Annotated in this window: 17 protein-coding genes and 1 pseudogene; 15 read left to right on the top strand and 3 right to left on the bottom strand. The window is 70.0% G+C overall.

Translation table 11 applies throughout. From position 1 onward, the window contains the following. The first annotated feature begins 36 nt into the window (after window positions 1-36). From ITJ62_RS16925 to ITJ62_RS16915, 3 genes are all read left to right on the top strand, one after another. Entirely contained in the window at window positions 37-792 is a 756-nt protein-coding gene (locus ITJ62_RS16925; RefSeq protein ID WP_194604694.1) for a hypothetical protein, read from the top strand. Window positions 793-894: 102 nt separating this feature from the next. Continuing rightward, window positions 895-1,164: a 30S ribosomal protein S15 gene (gene rpsO, locus ITJ62_RS16920; RefSeq protein WP_056012204.1), complete on the top strand. Its 270-nt coding sequence runs from the start codon at window positions 895-897 to the stop codon at window positions 1,162-1,164. Window positions 1,165-1,366: 202 nt separating this feature from the next. Then, window positions 1,367-2,854, top strand: coding sequence for an amino acid permease (locus ITJ62_RS16915; protein ID WP_071262327.1), 1,488 nt, complete (start codon window positions 1,367-1,369; stop codon window positions 2,852-2,854). Between the two features lie 144 nt (window positions 2,855-2,998). Here the strand turns inward: ITJ62_RS16915 and ITJ62_RS16910 are convergent. Further along, window positions 2,999-3,484: pseudogene (locus tag ITJ62_RS16910) on the bottom strand (DedA family protein); the annotation flags it as partial. Between the two features lie 117 nt (window positions 3,485-3,601). Here ITJ62_RS16910 and ITJ62_RS16905 point away from each other — a divergent pair. Further along, entirely contained in the window at window positions 3,602-4,522 is a 921-nt protein-coding gene (locus ITJ62_RS16905) for an NADP-dependent oxidoreductase (RefSeq protein WP_194604691.1), read from the top strand. Here ITJ62_RS16905 and ITJ62_RS16900 read toward each other — a convergent pair. Next, the gene (locus tag ITJ62_RS16900) at window positions 4,512-5,624 is read right to left on the bottom strand and encodes an acyltransferase family protein (protein WP_228498747.1); all 1,113 of its coding nucleotides are present in this window, start codon (window positions 5,622-5,624) and stop codon (window positions 4,512-4,514) included. The two genes, ITJ62_RS16905 and ITJ62_RS16900, sit on opposite strands and share 11 nt — an antisense overlap. Window positions 5,625-5,741: 117 nt before the next feature. On the opposite strand from ITJ62_RS16900, the gene ITJ62_RS16895 reads away from it, so the two are divergent. The 6 genes from ITJ62_RS16895 to ITJ62_RS16870 all read left to right on the top strand — a co-directional run bounded on the left by ITJ62_RS16895 (window position 5,742) and on the right by ITJ62_RS16870 (window position 13,639). Then, window positions 5,742-6,824 carry an FUSC family protein gene (locus tag ITJ62_RS16895; RefSeq protein WP_194604685.1) on the top strand — a complete coding sequence of 361 codons (1,083 nt, stop codon included), beginning with the start codon at window positions 5,742-5,744 and terminating at the stop codon, window positions 6,822-6,824. Between the two features lie 301 nt (window positions 6,825-7,125). Further along, entirely contained in the window at window positions 7,126-9,417 is a 2,292-nt protein-coding gene (locus ITJ62_RS16890; RefSeq protein ID WP_079707114.1) for a polyribonucleotide nucleotidyltransferase, read from the top strand. A gap of 194 nt (window positions 9,418-9,611) precedes the next feature. Further along, window positions 9,612-10,760, top strand: a complete 1,149-nt coding sequence (pdhA, locus tag ITJ62_RS16885) for a pyruvate dehydrogenase (acetyl-transferring) E1 component subunit alpha (protein WP_194604683.1) — start codon at window positions 9,612-9,614, stop codon at window positions 10,758-10,760. Beyond that, window positions 10,757-11,803: an alpha-ketoacid dehydrogenase subunit beta gene (locus ITJ62_RS16880; RefSeq protein ID WP_191941359.1), complete on the top strand. Its 1,047-nt coding sequence runs from the start codon at window positions 10,757-10,759 to the stop codon at window positions 11,801-11,803. Before pdhA ends, ITJ62_RS16880 begins: the two co-directional genes overlap by 4 nt. Continuing rightward, entirely contained in the window at window positions 11,800-13,143 is a 1,344-nt protein-coding gene (locus tag ITJ62_RS16875; protein ID WP_194604680.1) for a dihydrolipoamide acetyltransferase family protein, read from the top strand. Before ITJ62_RS16880 ends, ITJ62_RS16875 begins: the two co-directional genes overlap by 4 nt. 118 nt (window positions 13,144-13,261) lie before the next feature. After that, window positions 13,262-13,639 (top strand): VOC family protein, encoded by a 378-nt coding sequence (locus tag ITJ62_RS16870; RefSeq protein WP_194604678.1) that lies wholly within the window; start codon window positions 13,262-13,264, stop codon window positions 13,637-13,639. Window positions 13,640-13,654: 15 nt separating this feature from the next. Here the strand turns inward: ITJ62_RS16870 and ITJ62_RS16865 are convergent, their stop codons facing one another. Further along, on the bottom strand, window positions 13,655-14,287 hold the full coding sequence (locus ITJ62_RS16865) for a TetR/AcrR family transcriptional regulator (protein ID WP_194604675.1): 633 nt from the start codon (window positions 14,285-14,287) through the stop codon (window positions 13,655-13,657). 105 nt (window positions 14,288-14,392) lie between these two features. Here ITJ62_RS16865 and ITJ62_RS16860 point away from each other — a divergent pair, with 105 nt between their 5' ends. From ITJ62_RS16860 to ITJ62_RS16840, 5 genes are read left to right on the top strand one after another with little or no spacing between them, the layout of a single operon-like run. Continuing rightward, window positions 14,393-16,000, top strand: a complete 1,608-nt coding sequence (locus ITJ62_RS16860; RefSeq protein WP_370581976.1) for a carboxyl transferase domain-containing protein — start codon at window positions 14,393-14,395, stop codon at window positions 15,998-16,000. A 4-nt stretch (window positions 16,001-16,004) separates the two neighbouring features. Further along, on the top strand, window positions 16,005-18,116 hold the full coding sequence (locus ITJ62_RS16855) for a biotin carboxylase N-terminal domain-containing protein (protein WP_194604670.1): 2,112 nt from the start codon (window positions 16,005-16,007) through the stop codon (window positions 18,114-18,116). Next, entirely contained in the window at window positions 18,113-19,279 is a 1,167-nt protein-coding gene (locus ITJ62_RS16850; RefSeq protein WP_064294458.1) for an acyl-CoA dehydrogenase family protein, read from the top strand. The genes ITJ62_RS16855 and ITJ62_RS16850 overlap by 4 nt, the downstream gene beginning before the upstream one ends. Window positions 19,280-19,286: 7 nt before the next feature. Then, window positions 19,287-19,784 (top strand): MaoC family dehydratase, encoded by a 498-nt coding sequence (locus ITJ62_RS16845; RefSeq protein ID WP_079707383.1) that lies wholly within the window; start codon window positions 19,287-19,289, stop codon window positions 19,782-19,784. Continuing rightward, window positions 19,781-20,626, top strand: a complete 846-nt coding sequence (locus ITJ62_RS16840; protein ID WP_194604667.1) for a CoA ester lyase — start codon at window positions 19,781-19,783, stop codon at window positions 20,624-20,626. The genes ITJ62_RS16845 and ITJ62_RS16840 overlap by 4 nt, the downstream gene beginning before the upstream one ends. Window positions 20,627-20,739: the final 113 nt, after the last annotated feature.

Raw genomic sequence — 20,739 nt, 5'->3', positions numbered from 1 at the left:
CAGGTGATCCCCGGAGCGCGTCGACTCGGTTCGCTATTGCAGCGTGCCTCTCGTGCCGTGGCGCTCGCCGTGGTGGCGGTGTCGCTCGGCGCCGGATCCGTCGTCCTGCCGCTCGCCGCGTCAGCTCCCGCTTCAGCCGCCGGCACCGGCACGATCGAGAGCCCGACCGACGGCGACACCGTCTACCGCGTCGACTACACCCTGGACGGCGAGCAGGTGAGCGGATTCGACGTCACCGGCACCGCCGACGCGGGTGCCGACGTCGTGCTGTCCTACTGGCGCTCGATCGACCTCTACGACTCGGCGAAGGCCTGCTTCAGCAGCTCCAAGGCCGACGACGCGTCCTGCGACCTGCAGTCCACCGGCGGGACGGGGGCGACCGAGTTCCGCTTCGACGGTCAGCCGATCGAGATCGGGAGTGACGGCGGATGGTCCACCAGGATCAACATGACCCAGTGGCTGCGCGGTGCGGACGCGGGGGAGTACGACATCACCCTCGCCCTCGTGTCGACGAACGCCGACGGCGGGGCCACGCTCGGCGACCCGGTCCGGCTCGTCTACGACTCCACGACGACCGCCGAGGCTGCGGAGGCGGCAGCGGAGCCCGCGCCGACCGCCGGTGCCGGACCGCCGCTCTGGGTCTGGCTGCTCCTCGCCTTCCTGGTCCTGGACCTCATCGCGCTCGTCCTGATCCTCGTGCTGCGTCGCCGGCGCCGGGTCGCAGCCACCGAGGCGGAGGAGCGGGCGAACGCGAAGCGGCGCTCGACGCACCGCGAACCTCCCACGCTCTGAACCTGCTAGAATCACAAGGTTGCCGTCGAACGGCCGCGGATCAAGAGAGCCCACGCATCAGGCGACGGGCACCGCGCAACGAACAGAGAGGGGATCACCACTATGGCGCTTGAAGGAGACCGTAAGAAGGCGATCATCGAAGAGTACGCAACCCACCCAGGTGACACCGGATCCCCCGAGGTCCAGGTGGCGGTCATGACCCGCCGCATCAAGGACCTCACCGAGCACCTCAAGGAGCACAAGCACGACCACCACTCGCGTCGTGGCCTGCTGCTCCTGGTCGGACAGCGTCGCCGCCTCCTCGGCTACCTCCAGGCCGTCGACATCGAGCGTTACCGCTCGCTGATCGAGCGCCTCGGACTCCGCCGCTAGGCAGCAGCTCCTCGCTGACACCGCGAGCTTCTTCGTGACGGGCCGTCATCCTCCGGGATGGCGGCCCGTTCGTGTTCGATCAGGAACCCTGCAGCCGGAGAAAACATCCCGTCTGCGACTCGACCTCAGCCTGCTCATCTGGCAAGGTCGAGAGTCGGCTTCGAGCGAGGCCACGAGGTACCGCACCACGGCAAGGAGCACCATGAGCATCTGGCGGACGAAGAGCATCGAGGACTCCCTCGCGGATTCCAGCGTCGAAGGGCGCAGCCTGAAGCGCACCCTCGGCACCTGGGACCTCATGATCATGGGTGTCGCGGTCGCGGTCGGCGCCGGTATCTTCTCCGTCGGAGCCAAGGCCGCGGGCAACTACGCGGGCCCGTCCGTGTCGCTCGCGTTCATCCTCGCGGCCGTCACCTGTGCCCTCGCCATCATGTGCTACGCGGAGTTCGCCTCCACGGTGCCCGTCGCCGGCTCCGCCTACACCTTCACCTACGCCACCCTCGGTGAGCTCCTCGCCTGGATCATCGGATGGGACCTCATCCTGGAGATGCTCACGGCGGCCGCCGTCATCGCCAAGTACTGGGGCATCTACCTCAGCAACGTCTTCCTGCTCTGGGGCTGGGACGTGCCGAGCGAGCTCGACGTCTTCGGGCTCAAGGTCAGCTGGGGCGCGTTCGTCATCGTCGCGATCTTCACCACCCTGCTCGTCCTCGGGACGAAGCTGTCCTCGCGTGTCGCGAGCGTCTTCACGATCATCAAGGTCGCGATCGTCATCTTCGTCATCGTCGTCGGCGCCTTCTTCGTCAAGGCCGCGAACTACACGCCGTTCATCCCCGACGAGGTCCCGACGAAGGGCGGGGCGTCCGACGCCTGGTCGCAGTCGCTGTTCTCCTTCATGACGGGGGCCGCGCCCGCGCAGTACGGCGTCTTCGGTCTGCTCGCCGGTGCCTCACTCGTCTTCTTCGCCTTCATCGGGTTCGACGTCGTCGCCACGAGCGCGGAGGAGGTCAAGAACCCGCAGCGCAACCTGCCGCGCGGCATCTTCGGTGGCCTCGCCATCGTGACCGTCCTCTACGTCGGCGTGAGCCTCGTCCTCACCGGCATGGTGCCGTACACGACCCTCGCCGAGGCTGAGGACCCCTCGCTCGCGACGGCGTTCATCGCGGTGGGCGCGGACTGGGCGGCGCAGGTGATCTCGATCGGCATCCTCGCCGGCCTGACGACCGTCATCATGGTGCTCCTGCTCGGCCTCGCCCGCGTGGTCTTCGCCATGAGCCGCGACGGCCTGCTCCCGCGCTCGCTCAGTGTCACCTCCGAGAAGCGCAAGACACCCGTGCGGGTGCAGCTCATCGTCGGCGCGCTCGTCGCGCTGATCGCCGGCCTGACCGACGTGGGCATCCTCGAGGAGATGATCAACATCGGCACGCTCTCCGCGTTCGTGCTCGTCAGCATCGCCGTGATCGTCCTGCGGAAGAAGTACCCGAAGCTGCCACGCGCGTTCCGCGTCCCGTGGTCGCCGTTCCTCCCGATCCTCTCAGCGGTGCTCTGCGTCTGGCTCATGCTCAACCTGACGACGCTCACCTGGGTGCGGTTCCTCGTCTGGCTGGCGCTCGGCTTCATCATCTACTTCGCCTACAGCCGGCGGCACTCCATCGTCGGCAAGAAGGCGCGGGGCGAGCTCGTCGAGTGAGGCCCGTGTCCGTCGCCGTCGTGCGGCCAGGGCTGCGCTGATCCGGTCGACGGTCACGCCCAGGCCGACGGCGACGACGATCGACACGGCGGTCGCGAGTACCGGTTGATCCGGGAGGAACCGGCCGACGACGGCTCCGACGCCCACGTTCCACAGTGCCCAGGCGAGCCCTGCGAGGACGGTGATCGGAAGGTACCGACGGGGGCGGAGGCCACTCGCCCCGGCGACGAGGTTGACAGCGATGCGCGCGAACGGGATGTAGCGCGCGGTGAGGATGGCTGCAGCGGCGCGGCGCTCGAGCGCGACGCCCGCGCGTCCGATCGCGCCGGCGACCCGCGGGCGCCGCATCCAGGCGAACCGTGTGGTCCCGATCCGTCGTCCGAGGAGGTAGCAGGACACGTCACCGGTCACCGCGCCCGCCCAGGCCACGCCGATGAGGAGGGCGAGGTCCGGCGAGCCGCTCGACGCCGAGATCGCGCCGAGCGCCGTCACTGCGGTCTCACTCGGCAGGACGACCAGGAACGCGTCGGCGACCGTCAGCAGGTACAGCGCCGGGAACACCCAGCCCGACGCGGCGATCTCGAGCAACCACGCCGTGATCGCCGTCTGCAGCTCATCGACCCATGCCATGTCCGCGATTCTCGCTCGGCCGGGTGAACGGCGCGTGACGTCCCCTGCGGCCAGGGTGGTCCTCGCCCGGGAAGCGTGTGAGCATGGAGGTCGGCGGAAGCCGGCGGAGGAGGCATCATGGCGAGGTTCGTGCGGTTCGACCGGTTCGGTGGTCCCGAGGAGTTCCACCTCGTCGAGGGCGACATCCCGGTGCCCGGCCACGACGAGGTCCGCGTCCGTGTCCTCGTCGCAGGCCTCAACCCCGTCGACCACAAGCTCGCGGCATCACCCGAAGCGCTCGCCTCCTTCGGCCGGGACGTCCCGAGCGGGAACGGCAACGACTTCGCCGGGGTGGTGGACGGTGTGGGGAGCGGCGTCCAGGGATTCGCAACGGGCGACCACGTCTACGGCGGACACCGGTTCCACGCGCAGGCGGACTTCCTCATCGCTCCAGCCGGCATCCTCCATCACGTGCCGGACGGGCTCACCATCGAGCAGGCCGGCGCGCTGGACATCGCGGGACGCGCGGCGATCGCATCGGTGGCCGCCGTCGGCGTCCAGCAGCCGGACACGGTGCTCGTGAGTGCTGCGGCCGGCGGGGTCGGCGTGCTCGCGGCGCAGCTCGCCAGACGGACCGGCGCGGTCGTGCTCGGCACCGCCGGTGCGGCAAACCAGGAGTTCCTCCGCGGTCTCGGCATCATCCCCGTCCAGTACGGCGACGGGCTGCGCGAGCGTGTCCTCGAGGCGGCCCCTGGCGGGATCACCGCCGTCATCGACACGCACGGCCGGCCGACCCTCGAGCTGGCGCGCGACCTCGGCGTCGCGCCGGAGCGGGTCAACACGATCGCGGACCGACCGTTCGCCGCCCAGCACGGGTTCCGCGGCGTCGGCGGACAGGACGCGACGCTCGACGAGCTGGCAGCGCTCGGCGAGTCGATCGCGCGGGGTGAGATCGTCCTCCCCATCGACAGCGTGTGGCCCATCGAGCGGGTCGTCGACGCCTACCGTCACCTCATCGACGGTCACGTCCGCGGGAAGGTCGTCCTCGTCACCTCGTGACGTCGCGGCGCGACCCGGTCGGGTCGCTCCGAGGGGGCTCCGGGTCGAAGGCCCGCTTGCGACTGAAGATGAACGCCGCGCGGGGTTCGATGAGCGGTCTCGTGATGCGGCGCACGGGGCCGCTGGACAGCACGATGACGATCAGGACCGACAGCACCAGCAGGCCGACGAGCACGAGGTCCGGGTTGCCCGTGTCAGTGAGGATGCCCGATTCGCGCAGCGGGTAGAGCACGAAGGAGTGCAGAAGGTAGACGTACATCGTCGACTGGCCGTACCGGGTGATCCACGACTGGCTGCGGGGGACGAGCACGAAGAACGCCGCGGTGAGGACGACGGCCAGCAGGATCGCCGCGAGTCGCACCAGGCCGCCCGTCCCGTCCTCGTTGCCGAGCGCGGTGTACCCCCGGTCGTAGAAGAACCAGTAGCGCAGGTCGATGCGCCGCCACAGGTCGATCCCGACGACGAGGACGACCGCCCACGCGATGAGGACGGCGGCGGCGGCGATCCGGATCCACCAGGCCCTCGTGCGGACGAGGCGCCAGCGGTCCACGAGCCGCCACCGGTTGATCTGCCACCCGAGCACGAAGAACGGGAGGATCCCGAGTGCGCGCGAGAGCGAGAACGTGCTGTCGACGTTGTCCAGGTAGCCGACGCCGATCGAGATCACCACGCTCCAGAGCAAGGGCCAGCGCAGGAGTGCGAGATAGGGCAGGACGAGGCGGAAGATGCCGAGCGCGAGGAGGAACCAGAGGGTCCACGACGGTTGGGTCGGGTTGAACGCGCGTTTACCTTCGACGAGGAACTGCACGAGGGACCAGATGCCCTCCATGATCAGGTAGGGCAGGAGGATGTCCGTGATCACCCGACGCATCTGTCGTCGTCCGGGAGGGGCCGACTTCGAGAAGTACCCGCTGATGATGGCGAACGCCGGCATGTGGAAGGCGTAGAGGAACAGGTACACGACGAGCGCGGGGTCGGACTCGGAGGTCAGGCGCTGGATCGCGTGGCCCATGACCACGAGCGTGATGCACGCGAAACGGGCGTTGTCCCAGAACGGGACGCGCTGCTTCGGGCGAGCGGCTGCCGGCGCGGGATGCGTCAACGTCACCTCCTGGGGTCCGCACCAGCGTAGCCCGGGGCGGCCCGCGCGACGATGGGGCCCGGGCATCGGGCTCAGGATGGCGTAGCGTTGGATGGTTGCACGAGAGCGGAGGACCGGATGGCTGAACGCGGTCTGAAGACCTCGCTGATCAGCTTCGCGCCGTCGCCGAAGCGTTGGCCCGCCGCGCTGACCGCGGCCATCGCGATGGCCGTGCCGGTCGCGGTCGCGACGTTCTTCGGACTCACGCCGCTCGGCCTGCTCACCGGCCTCGGGGCGTTCACCGCGCTCTACTGCGCGCCGCTCAGCCGCCGGGACCGTCTGCGGGTGCTGCCGCTCATCGGAGCAGGACTCATCACGGCCGCGGCGCTGGGTGTCGCGATGTCGGGTTCACGGCCGCTGACCGCGATCGGTCTCATCGTCGTCGGGTCGGTGGTGATCTGGCTGGTGCAGGGCGTCGTCCTCGGCCCTCCGGGCGCGCTGTTCTTCATCCTCGTGTTCGGCATCGCCGGCCACCTGACCGCGCCCGTCCCGATCGGCGGCGCCGGGCTCGACGGCGGGCTGGTCATCCTGCTCGTGGCGGCCGGTTCCGCCTTCGCATCGCTGGTGGTCGTCGCGCCGTTGCTCGTGCCCGCCGTCCGCCGCGGCGCGGGGAAGCCGACGCCGATGCGGGTGCTGTTCCCCGAGTACCGACTGAGTGCAACCGACCGCCGGATCGCGACACGACTCACGGTCGCGCTCGCGATCAGTGCGGTCCTCGGAGCGGTCCTCGGCCTCGGTCACGGGTACTGGATCGCCGGATCCGCCGTCGCGATCCTCAGCGTCGGGCACTCGCGCACCCTGAGCGCGACACGCGGCGTGCACCGCGTGCTCGGGACGGTCGTCGGCGCCGGGATCTTCCTCGCCGTGGCCTCGCTCCAGCCGCACGGCTACGTCCTCGCGCTCGTGCTGGCCGCCCTGCAGTTCACGATCGAGCTCGTCGTCATCCGGCACTACGCGTTGGCGCTCGTCTTCATCACGCCGCTCGTTCTCATCATCAGCACGTCCTCGTCGACGCAGCCGGTGCTCGCGATCGTGGGGGAGCGCGTGCTCGACACCCTCCTCGGAGCGGCCGTCGCGATGCTCCTCCTGCTCGTGTCGTGGGGACGTGACCGCCGGCGCGCGGCGTCTCCGGACGCCCCTGGCACCCCGCCCATCACCTGAGGATCCGTGTCGTTCCGGGGATCGCCGAACCCCCCTCTGCTAGGCTGGCCGACGGCGGACCGTGATGGTCCGCTCCGCGCACAGCCAGCCGACAGGAAGCTGGTCCTCGGTGGTGTATCCCTCGCGATCAGCGGGTGGTGTTCTACTGGTGGCCAGCCAAGTCCCGGAAGACCGGGCGGCTTGAGCAAGTACTGCGGCTGTGTTGCGCGCTGCATCATGCACGACCGCGCTCGACGGCGCGTCCATTCGGGACGCGCGGCCCGTCACTCGACGGGAGCGCACACGTACGAAGGAGAGACCTGTGGAAGGTCCAGAAATCAAGTTCGCCGAGGCCGTTCTCGACAACGGCAAGTTCGGCAAGCGCACGGTCCGGTTCGAAGCCGGCCGCCTCGCGCAGCAGGCACAGGGCGCGATCGCCGCGTACCTCGACGAGGAGACCATGCTCCTCTCGGCCACCTCGGCCGGAAAGCACCCCAAGGACAACTTCGACTTCTTCCCCCTCACGGTGGACGTCGAGGAGCGCTCCTACGCCGCCGGCAAGATCCCCGGTTCGTTCTTCCGTCGTGAGGGCCGCCCCTCGACCGAGGCGATCCTCGTCTGCCGCCTCATCGACCGGCCGCTGCGCCCGTCGTTCGTCACCGGCCTCCGCAACGAGGTCCAGATCGTCATCACCGTCCTCTCGATCGCTCCGGGTGAGTTCTACGACGCCCTCGCCATCAACGCGGCGTCGATGTCCACCCAGATCTCGGGTCTGCCGTTCTCCGGTCCGATCGGCGCCGTCCGTCTCGCGCTGATCCCCGGCCAGGCCGGCGAGGCCGACCAGTGGGTCGCCTTCCCGAAGGTCGACCAGCTCGAGGAGGCCGTCTTCGACATCATCGTCGCCGGTCGCATCGTGACCGACGCCAACGGCAACGAAGACGTCGCGATCATGATGGTCGAGGCCGAGGCCACCGAGAACAGCTGGAACCTCATCAAGGGCGGCGCCACGAAGCCCGACGAGGCGGTCGTCGCGGCCGGTCTCGAGGCCTCCAAGCCGTTCCTCAAGCAGCTCGTCAAGGCGCAGAGCGAACTCGCCGCTCAGGCGGCCAAGGAGATCGCGGCCTACCCCGTGTTCCTCCCGTACACGCAGGAGAGCTACGACGCCGTCGCCGGTCTCGCACACGACGAACTGGTGAACGTCTACCAGATCGCCGACAAGATCGAGCGCCAGAACGCCGACGACGCCCTCAAGGACCGCGTCAAGGCGGAGATCACCGAGCGCGTCGAGGCCGGTTCGCTCGACGCCGAGGTGCTCACGCAGTTCTCGGCCGCGTACAAGTCCGTCTCGAAGGTCGTCATGCGCGGCCGTGTCCTCCGCGAGGGCATCCGCATCGACGGCCGTGGCCTGACCGACATCCGTCCGCTCGACGCCGAGGTGCAGGTCATCCCGCGCGTCCACGGCTCCGCGATCTTCCAGCGCGGCGAGACCCAGATCCTGGGTGTCACCACGCTGAACATGCTCAAGATGGAGCAGCAGATCGACTCGCTGTCGCCCGTCACGAAGAAGCGCTACCTGCACCACTACAACTTCCCGCCCTACTCGACCGGTGAGACCGGCCGGGTCGGTTCGCCGAAGCGTCGCGAGATCGGGCACGGCTTCCTCGCCGAGCGCGCCCTCGTGCCGGTGCTGCCGAGCCGCGAGGAGTTCCCCTACGCGATCCGTCAGGTCTCCGAGGCCCTCGGGTCCAACGGTTCGACCTCGATGGGTTCCGTCTGCGCCTCGACCCTGTCGCTGCTGAACGCCGGTGTGCCGCTCCGCGCACCCGTCGCCGGTATCGCGATGGGCCTCATCTCCGACGTCGTCGACGGTGAGACCCGCTACGCGGCGCTCACCGACATCCTCGGCGCCGAAGACGCCCTGGGCGACATGGACTTCAAGGTCGCCGGTACCTCCGAGTTCGTCACGGCCATCCAGCTCGACACGAAGCTCGACGGCATCCCGACCTCGGTCCTGACCGGTGCGCTCCAGCAGGCCAAGGACGCCCGCACGACGATCCTCTCCGTGCTGAACGCGGCGATCGACGCTCCCGACGAGATGGCGCCGACCGCGCCTCGCGTCATCAGCGTCCAGATCCCCGTCGACAAGATCGGCGAGCTGATCGGCCCGAAGGGCAAGACGATCAACTCGATCCAGGACGAGACCGGCGCCGACATCTCCATCGAGGAGGACGGCACCGTCTACATCGGCGCCGTCGACGGTCCGTCGGCCGAGGCCGCTCGTGCCCAGGTCAACGCGATCGCGAACCCCACCAACCCGGAGGTCGGCGAGCAGTTCCTCGGAACCGTCGTCAAGATCGCCGCGTTCGGCGCGTTCGTCTCGCTGCTCCCGGGCAAGGACGGCCTGCTGCACATCTCCGAGGTCCGCAAGCTCGCCGGTGGCAAGCGTGTGGAGAACGTCGAAGACGTGCTCGGCGTCGGCCAGAAGATCCTCGTCGAGATCACGAAGATCGACGACCGCGGCAAGCTCTCGCTCGCTCCGGTCGTCGCCGATGAGGCCGACACGCACGGCAGCGACGCTGCCAGCGAGGGTCCTGAGGCCCCGGCCGAAGGCTAGGTCCCACCAGCTGCACCCGAACGCCCGTCCCGCTTCCGCGGGGCGGGCGTTCGCCGTTGCGCGGAGTGTCGACGGTTGAGCGCCAGGGTGATCCGGCGTAGCCTCGGACCACCTCGCGATGACGCGAGGGCACGGCATCGCTCACGAGGCACCGCCGTGAGGTCACCGAACTCAAGGCGGCGTGCATCGTGTCGATGGAGACTCACACCCAATTCCCGCAGGATTCCGACGAGCGGGGCGGTGATGCACGCGAACCGGTCCCGGTCGACCACGGTTGCGTCCAGCTCCTCGATCCGGACGGCGTCCGTCATGAGGACGCCCTCTACGACCTCTTCGTCGCCGACCTCGGTCACGCCGAGCTGCTCGCGCTCTACGAGGACATGGTCGTCACGCGCCGCATCGACACGGAGGCGACGGCTCTGCAGCGGCAGGGCGAGATCGGTCTGTGGCCACCGTCGCTCGGGCAGGAGGCCGCCCAGGTGGGGTCGGCGCGGGTCCTGCGGCGCGGGGACTTCGTCTTCACGAGCTACCGCGAACAGGCCGTCGCCTACTGCCGTGGCGTCGAACTCGACCAACTGATGGCGATGTGGCGGGGGACCGCGCTGTCGGGCTGGGACCCGTTCGCGGTCGGCATGGCGACGCCGGCGGTCATCATCGGGGCCCAGACGCTCCATGCGACGGGCTACGCGATGGGCTGTCAGCGCGACGGGTCCGACGCGGTGGCCGTGGCCTATTTCGGCGACGGGGCGACGAGTCAGGGCGACGTGAACGAGGCGCTGGTGCTGGCCGCGAGCTTCCAGGCACCCGTGGTCTTCTTCTGCCAGAACAACCAGTACGCGATCTCCGAGCCCGTCGGGCTGCAGGCCCAACGCCCCATCGCGGACCGGGCACCGGGCTTCGGGGTGCCGAGCATGCGGGTCGACGGCAACGACGTGCTCGCCGTGACGGCGGCGATGCGGATCGCCGTCGACCGCGCACGGTCCGGTGGTGGGCCGACCTTCATCGAGGCCGTCACCTACCGCATGGGGCCGCACACCACCTCGGACGATCCGACGCGGTACCGGGACGAGAGCGAGGTCGCGTCGTGGCGTGCGAAGGATCCGATCGCGCGGCTCGAGCGTCTGCTGGAGTCCGAGGGGGCCCTCGACGAGACGGCCCGAGCCCACGTCGCGTCCGTCGCCGACGCCGCGGCCGCCCGGGTCCGTGCGGGGTGCCTCGCGCTGCCTGCCCCTGACCCGCTCTCGCTCTTCGACGAGGTCTACGCCACCGCCCACCCCGGGCTCGAACGGCAACGCGAGGAGTACCGCTCGTACCTCGCGATGTTCGACGGTGGTGCCCGATGACCACGCTCACCCTCAGCAAGGCGATCAACACCGGACTGCACCACGCCCTCGCCGATGACGACCGGGTCCTGTTGCTCGGCGAGGACATCGGCCGACTCGGTGGGGTGTTCCGGGTGACCGACGGCCTCCAGGCGGAGTTCGGTGCCGACCGCGTCGTCGACATGCCGCTGGCGGAGTCCGCGATCATCGGAGCGGCGATCGGTCTGGCGTTCCGGGGCTTCCGCCCGGTGTGTGAGATCCAGTTCGACGGGTTCATCTATCCGGGCTTCGACCAGATCGTCGCGCAGTTGGCGAAGCTGCACTACCGGACGAAGGGGGCCGTGCGCATGCCGGTCACCATCCGGGTGCCGTACGGCGGAGGCATCGGCGCCGTCGAGCACCACTCCGAGTCCCCGGAGGCGTACTTCGCGCACACGGCGGGACTGCGCGTGGTGACGTGTTCGGACCCCCAGGACGCGCACACCATGATCCGTCAGGCGATCGCGTGCGACGACCCGGTGCTGTTCTTCGAGCCGAAGCGGCGGTACTGGACGAAAGGCGAGGTGCTCGACGACCTCCCCGCCGATCCGCTCGCGTTCACCCGTGCGCGGACGGTTCGCGCCGGCACGGACGCGACGTTGGTCGCCTACGGTCCGCTCGTCCAGACGGCGCTCGAGGCCGCGGAGGCTGCGGCCGACGAGGGTGTCGACCTGGAGGTGATCGACCTCCGATCCCTCGCGCCCCTCGACGTCGACGCCGTCGCCGCCTCGGTCGAGAAGACGGGGCGACTCGTCATCACGCACGAGGCGCAACGCTCCGGAGGGGTCGGAGCCGAGCTGGCGGCCTCGATCACCGAACGCTGCTTCGACCTCCTCGAAGAGGCCCCGGTGCGGGTGACGGGGTTCGACACGCCCTATCCCGCTTCGGCGCTCGAGGACCACTTCCTCCCGGACCTCGACCGGATCCTGGACGGGGTGGATCGCGCACTGGGGCGTCGGTCCTCCGCCTCGGACGTCGGCAGGGCCGAGGCCCGGTCTGTGACCGGTGGGGAGGGACGGCGATGAAGCGGTTCTCCCTACCCGATCTCGGTGAAGGTCTGACCGAGAGCGAACTCGTGTCCTGGCGCATCGCCGTCGGCGACCACGTCGAGCTCAACCAGGTGATCGCCGAGGTCGAGACCGCGAAGGCGCTCGTCGAACTGCCCGCGCCGACCGCCGGCGTGGTCACGAGGCTCCACGTCGAACCGGGGACGACGGTCCTCGTCGGTGAGGCGCTCGTCGACTTCGCGCCTGATGGTGAGACCGCTCCGCCCCCGTCGGTCCCCGAGGCCGACAGAGCGGAGGTCGACCGCCCGAGTGGGGCGGCGGACCGCGAGCCGGTCCTCGTCGGCTACGGCCCTCGCACGGCGAGCGGTGAACGGCCACGGCGCCGTGCCCGGGCCGCCGGCGATGACACACCTGCACCGGCGCACACCGCCCCGGTGCCGGAGCGTTCCCGGCCCCGCGCGACACCGCCGGTCCGGCGACTCGCCCGTGATCTGGGCGTCGACCTCGGAACGCTCGTCGGCACCGGCGTCGGTGGTCGGATCGCGCGTGAGGAGGTCGAGCGCGCTGCGACCGACCTGAGCGGGCAGCTGCCGGAGCGTGCTCGCGGAGCAGCAGCGGCGCCGTCCGGGACCCCAGAGGTGCCGGCCACAGCGGCCGACGGCTCGGTGCGTCGGCCGATCACGGGGGTCAGGCGCCGGACCGCCGAGGCGATGGTGAGCAGCGCGTTCACGGCTCCCCACGTGACGGAGTTCCTGACGGTCGACGTGACGCCGACGATGTCGCTGCTGGACGCGCTCGCCAGCTCGCCTCGGACCGGGGACCACCGGGTCAACATCCTGACCGTCCTCGCCAAGGCGGTGTGCATCGCCGTGAGACGCACCCCGGCGGTCAACGCGAGCTGGGACGAGGCTGCCGGGGAGATCGTCGAGTACGGACACGTCGGACTCGGGATCGCCGCAGCGACGCCGCGGGGACTCCTCGTCCCGAACATCGCACGGGCCGAGGAGCTCAGCCTGTTCGAACTCGCGGACGCCGTGTCGGACCTCGTCCGCACGGCCCGCGAGGGACGCACCGCTCCGGCGGAACTGCGAGGGGGGACGATCACGGTCTCCAACGTCGGCGTCTTCGGCGTCGATGCGGGGACGCCCATCCTCAACCCCGGTGAGGCGGCGATCATCGCGCTCGGTGCCGTCCGTCGCCGGCCGTGGGAGTTCGAGGGGCAGGTCGCGCTGCGACACGTCGTGACGCTGTCGCTGTCGTTCGACCATCGGCTCATCGACGGGGAGCAGGGGTCCCGGTTCCTCGTCGACCTCGGGACGATGCTGTCCGATCCGGCGATGGTCCTGACGATGGTGTGATCGTCGAGTCCAGGCCCTCGCGCCCGCCCTCCCAGGCGGCCGTTTGGGCCTGGACGCGACGACCGCGACGTGGCATCGTGCATCGTGTACGCATCGGGAATCAGCGAAGGAGCGGCTCATGGTCTCGTACACGGATGTCTTCAGCGGGTTCTCGGTCGACGACATCGACGCGGCGAGGACGTTCTACCGGGACGTCCTCGGTCTCACGGTCACCGACAACGCCATGGGATTCCTGGACGTGGCGCTCCCCGCCGGCGGGTCGGTGCTCGTCTACGGCAAGCCGGACCACACACCAGCCTCGTTCACGGTGCTGAACCTCGTGGTCGAGGACATCGACACGGCGGTCGACGAGCTGCAGGCGCAGGGCGTGGTGACGAAGCTCTACCCGGACGACGTCCTGCCGACGGACGCGAAGGGGATCATGCGCGGGAACGGCCCGGACATCGCCTGGTTCACCGATCCAGCGGGGAACGTCCTGTCCGTGCTCGTCGACTGAACCTGTCCCGCGTCCTCACTCGGCGAGCAGGGCGGCCAGTGCCATCCGCTCGAGCGTCGAGCGCACCGCCTCGCGGTCGGGTGTCCCGGCCTCGTTCCTGCCGAGGGAGGTGCTGTGGGACGTGGAGTTGATCAGTCCGAAACCCGCGAGCGCGCGGACCCGCAGTTCCGCCGCGGGGATCGTGGGATGCAGCGTCGTGAGGACGTCCACCCACCGCTCGACGTACCGCCGCTGGAGGGTGCGGACCGCGCGACGGTCGTCCGGTGCCAGGCTGTCGAGATCGTGGTCCTGGATGCGGATCACGTCGGGGTCGTCGAGGGCGAAGGCCACGTGGAACGTCACCAGCGAACGCAGCGCCCGATCGCTGTCCGGAGCCTGCTCGACCTCGCGGGTCCCACCCTCCAACAGATCCTGACTGACGCCGACGAGGAGTGCTGCGAGGACGGCCTGCTTGCTCGGGAAGTGGCGGTAGACGGCGGGTCCGCTCATGCCGACGGCCGTCCCGAGGTCCTCCATCGACACCCCGGCGAAGCCGCGCTCGGCGAACAGTCCGGCCGCTGACCGCAGGAGGGCGGAGCGACGTGCCGCTTTCGCCTCCGAGCGCCCGAGGTGCGGCGGGTTCGGGGACGGCGTGTCACGACCGGTCATCGGATCTCCTCGGGGTGGACTTTTTCAGTTAATGAACTGTAACCTCTCTTTCAGTGAGTGATGAGTAACTGAATGCACTCACGGTCGACGACGACAGGAGCCCGAGTGCCCACCCTCACGAGCGGTGCCGATCCCACCTCAGCCCGATTCCGCGAGCAGGAGGCGGCGCATCGGGAGCTCGTGACGGTGCTCGAACAGACGATGGCGACCGCGGCCCTGGGCGGACCGGAGGCGTCGCGGGCCCGGCATGTCGCCCGGGGGAAGCTGCTGCCGCGCGATCGGGTCGACCGCCTGCTCGACGAGGGGAGCCCCTTCCTCGAGATCGCGCCCTTGGCCGCGCACGGTATGTACGACGACGCGACTCCCGGCGCCGGGGTCATCGCCGGGATCGGCCTCGTCCACGGACGACACGTGCTCGTCGTGTCGAACGACGCGACCGCGAAGGGGGGCTCGTACTTCCCGATGACGGTGAAGAAGCACCTCCGGGCCCAGGAGATCGCGGCCGCGAACCGGCTGCCCTGCCTGTACCTCGTCGACTCCGGGGGAGCGAACCTCCCGACGCAGGACGAGGTCTTCCCCGATCGTGACCACTTCGGCCGGATCTTCTTCAACCAGGCCAGGATGTCGGCGGCCGGCATCCCGCAACTCGCCGCCGTACTCGGGTCCTGCACCGCCGGAGGCGCGTACGTCCCCGCCATGAGCGACGAGAACGTGATCGTGCGTGGCCAGGGCACGATCTTCCTGGGCGGTCCACCCCTCGTGAAGGCCGCGATCGGCGAGGTCGTGACGCCGGAGCAGCTCGGCGGCGGCGACCTCCACGCCCGGGTGTCGGGGGTCACGGACCACCTCGCCGACGACGACGCGCACGCGCTCGACATCCTCCGGGATACGGTCGCGACGCTGCCGGCGCCCCACCCGCGCGCGTGGGAGGTGCGTCCGAGCATGCCGCCGGTCGTCCCGGAGGCGGAACTGTACGGCGTCGTCCCGGCGGAGCTGCAGACGGCCTACGACGTCCGTGAGGTGATCGCGCGGCTCGTCGACGGCAGCGACTTCTCGGAGTTCAAGCGTGAGTACGGCGACACCCTCGTGACCGGGTTCGCGAGGCTGCACGGGCACCCCGTCGGCATCATCGCGAACAACGGCGTCCTCTTCAGCGAGTCGGCCCTGAAGGGCGCCCATTTCATCGAGCTCGCCGACCAGCGCGGCATCCCGTTGCTGTTCCTCCAGAACATCTCGGGCTTCATGGTCGGCAGTGACGCCGAGGCCGGAGGCATCGCCAAGCACGGCGCGAAGATGGTCACCGCGGTCGCGACCACCCGGGTGCCGAAGCTGACGGTCGTGATCGGCGGTTCGTTCGGCGCCGGCAACTACTCCATGTGCGGCCGGGCCTACGATCCCCGGTTCCTCTGGATGTGGCCGGGCGCGCGCATCTCCGTCATGGGGGGACAGCAGGCGGCGAGTGTCCTCGCGACCGTCAAGCGCGACCAACTCGAGGCTCGCGGTGAGGCGTGGACCGCCCAGGCGGAGGAGGACTTCCGGGCGCCGATCCTCGCCGACTTCGAGGAGCAGGGCAACCCGTACTACTCGACCGCACGGCTCTGGGACGACGGCATCATCGATCCAGCCCAGACCCGAACGGTCCTCGGACTCGCGCTCGAGGTGTGCTCCCGTGCGCCCCTGCCAGAACCCGGCTTCGGCCTCTTCAGGATGTGACGGCATGACGATCCAGACACCGAACCGGCCGGGCCACGCACCCGCGCGCCCCTTCCGCTCCGTCCTCGTCGCGAACCGCGGCGAGATCGCCTGTCGCGTGATCCGCACGCTCACAGCGATGGACATCGAGAGCATCGCGGTCTTCAGCGACGCTGACCGCGACGCCCCTCATGTCCGGCTCGCGGACCGCGCCGTCCGCCTGGGACCCGCGCCGGCCTCGGACAGCTATCTCGACGTCGCCGCCGTCGTCCGAGCCGCCGTCATGACCGGGGCCGACGCGGTGCACCCGGGCTACGGCTTCCTGTCCGAACAACCCGCGCTCGCGAGGGCGCTCGCCGCTGCCGGGATCGTCTTCATCGGACCGGACGAGCGCGCCCTGGTCCTCATGGGCGACAAGATCCGGGCGAAGGACCACGTCGCGGCTCGAGGCGTCCCGATCATCGAGGGCGTCGCCGACGCCTCGCTCGACGACGACGCGCTCGTCCGTGCCGGCGTCGCCATCGGCTTCCCGCTCATCGTCAAGCCGGCGGGCGGTGGCGGAGGCAAGGGGATGCAGGTGGTGGAGCGCGCCGAGGAGCTCCCATCGGCCATCGCCTCCGCCCACCGGGTGGCCGAGGCGGCCTTCGGCGACGCCACGCTCCTCCTCGAGCGGTTCATCACGAGACCCCGGCACATCGAGGTGCAGGTGCTCGCGGACGCCCACGGTGCGGTCGTGCACCTCGGGGAGCGCGAGTGCTCGCTCCAGCGTCGGCACCAGAAGGTGGTTGAGGAGTCCCCGTCGCCGCTCATCGACGACCGGCAGCGGGCGCGACTCGGCGAGGCGGCCTGCACGGTCGCCCGGAGCGTCGGCTACCGGGGTGTGGGGACCGTCGAGTTCCTCGTCGCCGACGACCGACCCGACGAGTTCGCCTTCCTCGAGATGAACACGCGGTTGCAGGTGGAGCATCCGGTCACCGAGCTCGTCACGGGGCTCGACCTCGTGGAGTGGCAGGTGCGCGTCGCCGCCGGTGAACCGCTGACGATGACGCAGGACGACGTCGTCCTGCGTGGTCACGCGGTGGAGGCGCGGCTGTACGCGGAGGACCCGTCGAGCGGCTTCCTGCCCCAGACCGGGGTGCTCGAGCGGGTGCGTCTGCCGGAGGGCACGGGCGTCCGCGTCGACGGCGGCATCGTCGCCGGGCAGTTCGTCGGCCCGTGGTACGACCCCATGCTCGCGAAGATCGTGTGCTGGGCCGAGGATCGCGGGACCGCGCTCCGGCGACTCGACGCCGCGCTCGCGGCGACGGTGGTCTTCGGTGTCCGCACGAACCTCGGCTTCCTCCGGCGGCTCCTCGCCGACGAGGACGTCGTCGCGGGACGACTGCACACCGGTCTCATCGCCGACCTGCTCGACGACAGCCCGTCCGCCGCGACGTCCGAGCGGGTCCTGACCGCAGTGGCACTCGCCGAAACGGACGACCGACGATTCGAGGCCGCAGCGCGGACCGCCGGACTCGGGACGCCGTGGTCGGATCCCGGTGGGTGGCGCCTCGGCGCGGCAGCACCGACGCGACAGCACCTGCGTCTTGAGGACGGACGCATCGTCCGCATCGAGATGCGTGGGTCGAGCGACGATGCGAGCGTCTCCGTCGATGACGCGGCACCGACCCGGGCCGCGGTCCGCAGCCGGTCGGCCGGCACCCTGCGGTTCGAGCGCGACGGTGTCAGCACCCCGTTGGAGACCGTCCGCGTGGGGGACGAACGATGGATCGCGCTCGACGGTGCCATCAGTGTGGTCGAGGTGGTCCCGCGTGAGGCGCTCCCAGCCGGCGGGGATCCGACTGCGGCCGGTGCGGTCGATCCGGAGGTGCGGACGCCGATGCCCGGCACCGTCACGGCCGTGCACGTCACGAGCGGCGACGCCGTCACCGCCGGTCAGCCGCTGGTCACCGTCGAAGCGATGAAGATGGAGCACCTCCTCACCGCCACGACCGACGGCACGGTCACCCTCCACGTCGCCACGGGTGGCACGGTCGCCACCCGTCAGTCGGTCGCGACGATCGCCGCAGACCCCGTCGCAGCACACCTGAACGCAGCCCCAACCGATGCAGCACCCACGAACGGAGCATCAGCATGAACACCGAGCTCAGCCCCGAGCACCAGCGGATCGTCGACACGGTCAAGGCGTTCGCCGACGAGGTCGTCGCGCCCGCCGCCTATCAGTACGACACGGAACGGCGTCTGCCGTACGACATCATCGCGCAGATGGGGGAGCTGGGACTCTTCGGGCTGCCGTTCCCGAAGGAACTCGGCGGCGGGGGAATGGACTACTTCGCGCTCTGCCTCGCCGTCGAGCAGCTCGGACGCGTCGACCAGAGCATCGGCGTCACCCTCGAGGCCGGCGTCGGCCTCGGAGCCATGCCGATCTACCTGTACGGCACCGACGCCCAGCGCGAGGAATGGATCCCGCAGCTCGCGAGCGGGCAGGCGCTCGCCGCGTTCGGCCTCACCGAGGCGCGTGCCGGCAGTGATGCAGGCGCGACGGAGACCACCGCCGAGCTCGTCGACGGTGAGTGGGTGATCAACGGCACGAAGCAGTTCATCACCAACTCCGGGAGCGAGATCACCCGTCTCGTGACGGTCACGGCCGTCACGGGGGAGCGGGTCCGATCCGACGGCCGGGTGACGAAGGAGCTGTCGTCGATCCTCGTGCCGGTCCCGACGCCGGGCTTCACCGCGCTACCGCCCTACGACAAGGTCGGGTGGCACACCTCCGACACCCACCCGCTGCGGTTCGAGGACGTCCGGGTGCCCGAGGGCAACCTGCTCGGCGAACGCGGGCGCGGGTACGCCAACTTCCTCACGGCGCTCGACGGTGGACGGATCGCCGTGGCCGCGCTCGCCGTCGGAGCTGCCCAGGGCTGCCTCGAGGAGGCGATCCGCTACGCCAAGGAGCGGGTCGTGTTCGGTCGGGCGATCGGTGACAACCAGTGGATCGCCTTCCGGATCGCGAAGATGCAGGCGCGGGTCCACACCGCCAGGCAGGCCTACTACGACGCCGCGTCGCGCATGCTCCGGGGAGCGCCCTACAAGATGGAGGCCTCCATCGCGAAGATGGTCGCCGGGGAGGCCGCGATGGACAACGCCCGTGACGCGACCCAGATCTTCGGCGGCTACGGGTTCCTCAACGAGAACCCGGTGGCGCGGCACTACCGGGACTCGAAGATCCTCGAGATCGGTGAGGGCACCACCGAGGTGCAGCTCATGATCATCGCCCGCGAACTCGGCTTCGCGTCGTGAGGTCATGATGACCGACTCGTCCGAGACGTCGTCCGGCCCCGTGATCGAGCAGCGAGGTCTGTACTTCGAGGAGTTCGTGGTGGGTGCGACCTACCGCCATCGCCCCGGGCGCACCCTCACGGAAGCCGACAACGTCCTGTTCTCGACCCTCACGATGAACGGGCAATCACTGCACGTGGATGCCGCGTGGTCTGCGACCGGGCCCTTCGGGGAACGGCTCGTGAACTCGATGCTGACCCTCTCGACGCTCGTGGGGCTGTCGGTCGCGCAGCTCACCGAGCAGACCATCGTCGCGAACCTGGGCTTCACCGACATCGCCTTCCCGAACCCGATGCATCACGGCGACACGCTGTACGCCGAGACGCTCGTGACGGCCAAACGGCTGTCGTCGTCGAGGCCGGGCGAGGGTGTCGTCACCCTGCTCCACACGGGTCGGAACCAGGACGGCGTCGTCGTCGCGACCGCGACCAGGAGCACGCTCGTCCAGTGCTCGGGTGCATCGTGACCGGCGCCGCGGCGTTCGACCTGGGGCCGGCGATCCTCTTCGTCCCGGCGGACCGTCCGGACCGCTTCGCGAAAGCGGCCGAGCGCGCGGATGCCGTCATCCTCGATCTCGAGGACGCCGTGGCCCCGGCCGACAAGCCGGCCGCCCGCCGGGCGATCGTCGACCATCCGCTCGATCCCTCGCGCACTGTCGTCCGGGTCGACCCGGCTGGGACCGTCGATTTCGACGACGATGTCGCGGCGCTCGCGGACACCGCCTATCGCACGGTCATGCTGGCGAAGACGGAGACGACCGCGGCGCTCGACCGGCTCGTGGACGCGATCCCGGACGTCCGGATCATCGCGCTGTGCGAGACCGCTGCCGGTGTCGTGCAGGCGCCCGCGTTGGCCGCCCATCCTGCGGTCGTCGCGCTCATGTGGGGCTCTGAAGACCTCATCGCCTCCCTGGGCGGCACGAGCAGTCGACGGGCCGACGGGCGATACCGGGACGTCGTCCGACAGGCGCGCTCCTCGGTGCTGCTCGCCGCGGGAGCCGCCGGGGTGGCCGCGATCGACGCGGTCCACCTCGACATCGACGATCTCGACGGGCTCGCGGACGAGGCGACGGACGCGGCCGCCGTCGGCTGCATCGCCTCCGCGTGCATCCACCCGGGACAGGTCCCGACCGTTCGCGCCGCCTACCGCCCGGACCCCCGATCGGTGTCAGCGGCTCGTGCGCTGCTCGACGCCGCAGCGGGAGCCGCCGGCGTGTTCCGGCACGAGGGACGCATGGTCGACGAGCCCCTCCTGCGACACGCGCGACTCGTGCTCGCCCGTGCCGGGGGGTCCGTCGATCCGAGGTGATCGATCGACTCCCGCAATCGTTACGAATCAGTTGCCACCCGGTCGTGATGTCGTCCAGCCGAAGTCGCCGGTCTCCTCTAGCCTGGTGAGCAAGCACCGGCCCGTCGCTCCAC

The organism is Plantibacter sp. VKM Ac-2876 (genome assembly GCF_015350715.1).
Classification (GTDB): Bacteria; Actinomycetota; Actinomycetes; order Actinomycetales; family Microbacteriaceae; genus Plantibacter; species Plantibacter auratus.
Note: the sequence above shows the minus strand (reverse complement) of the source record. Positions and strands in the feature narration are given on the sequence as shown.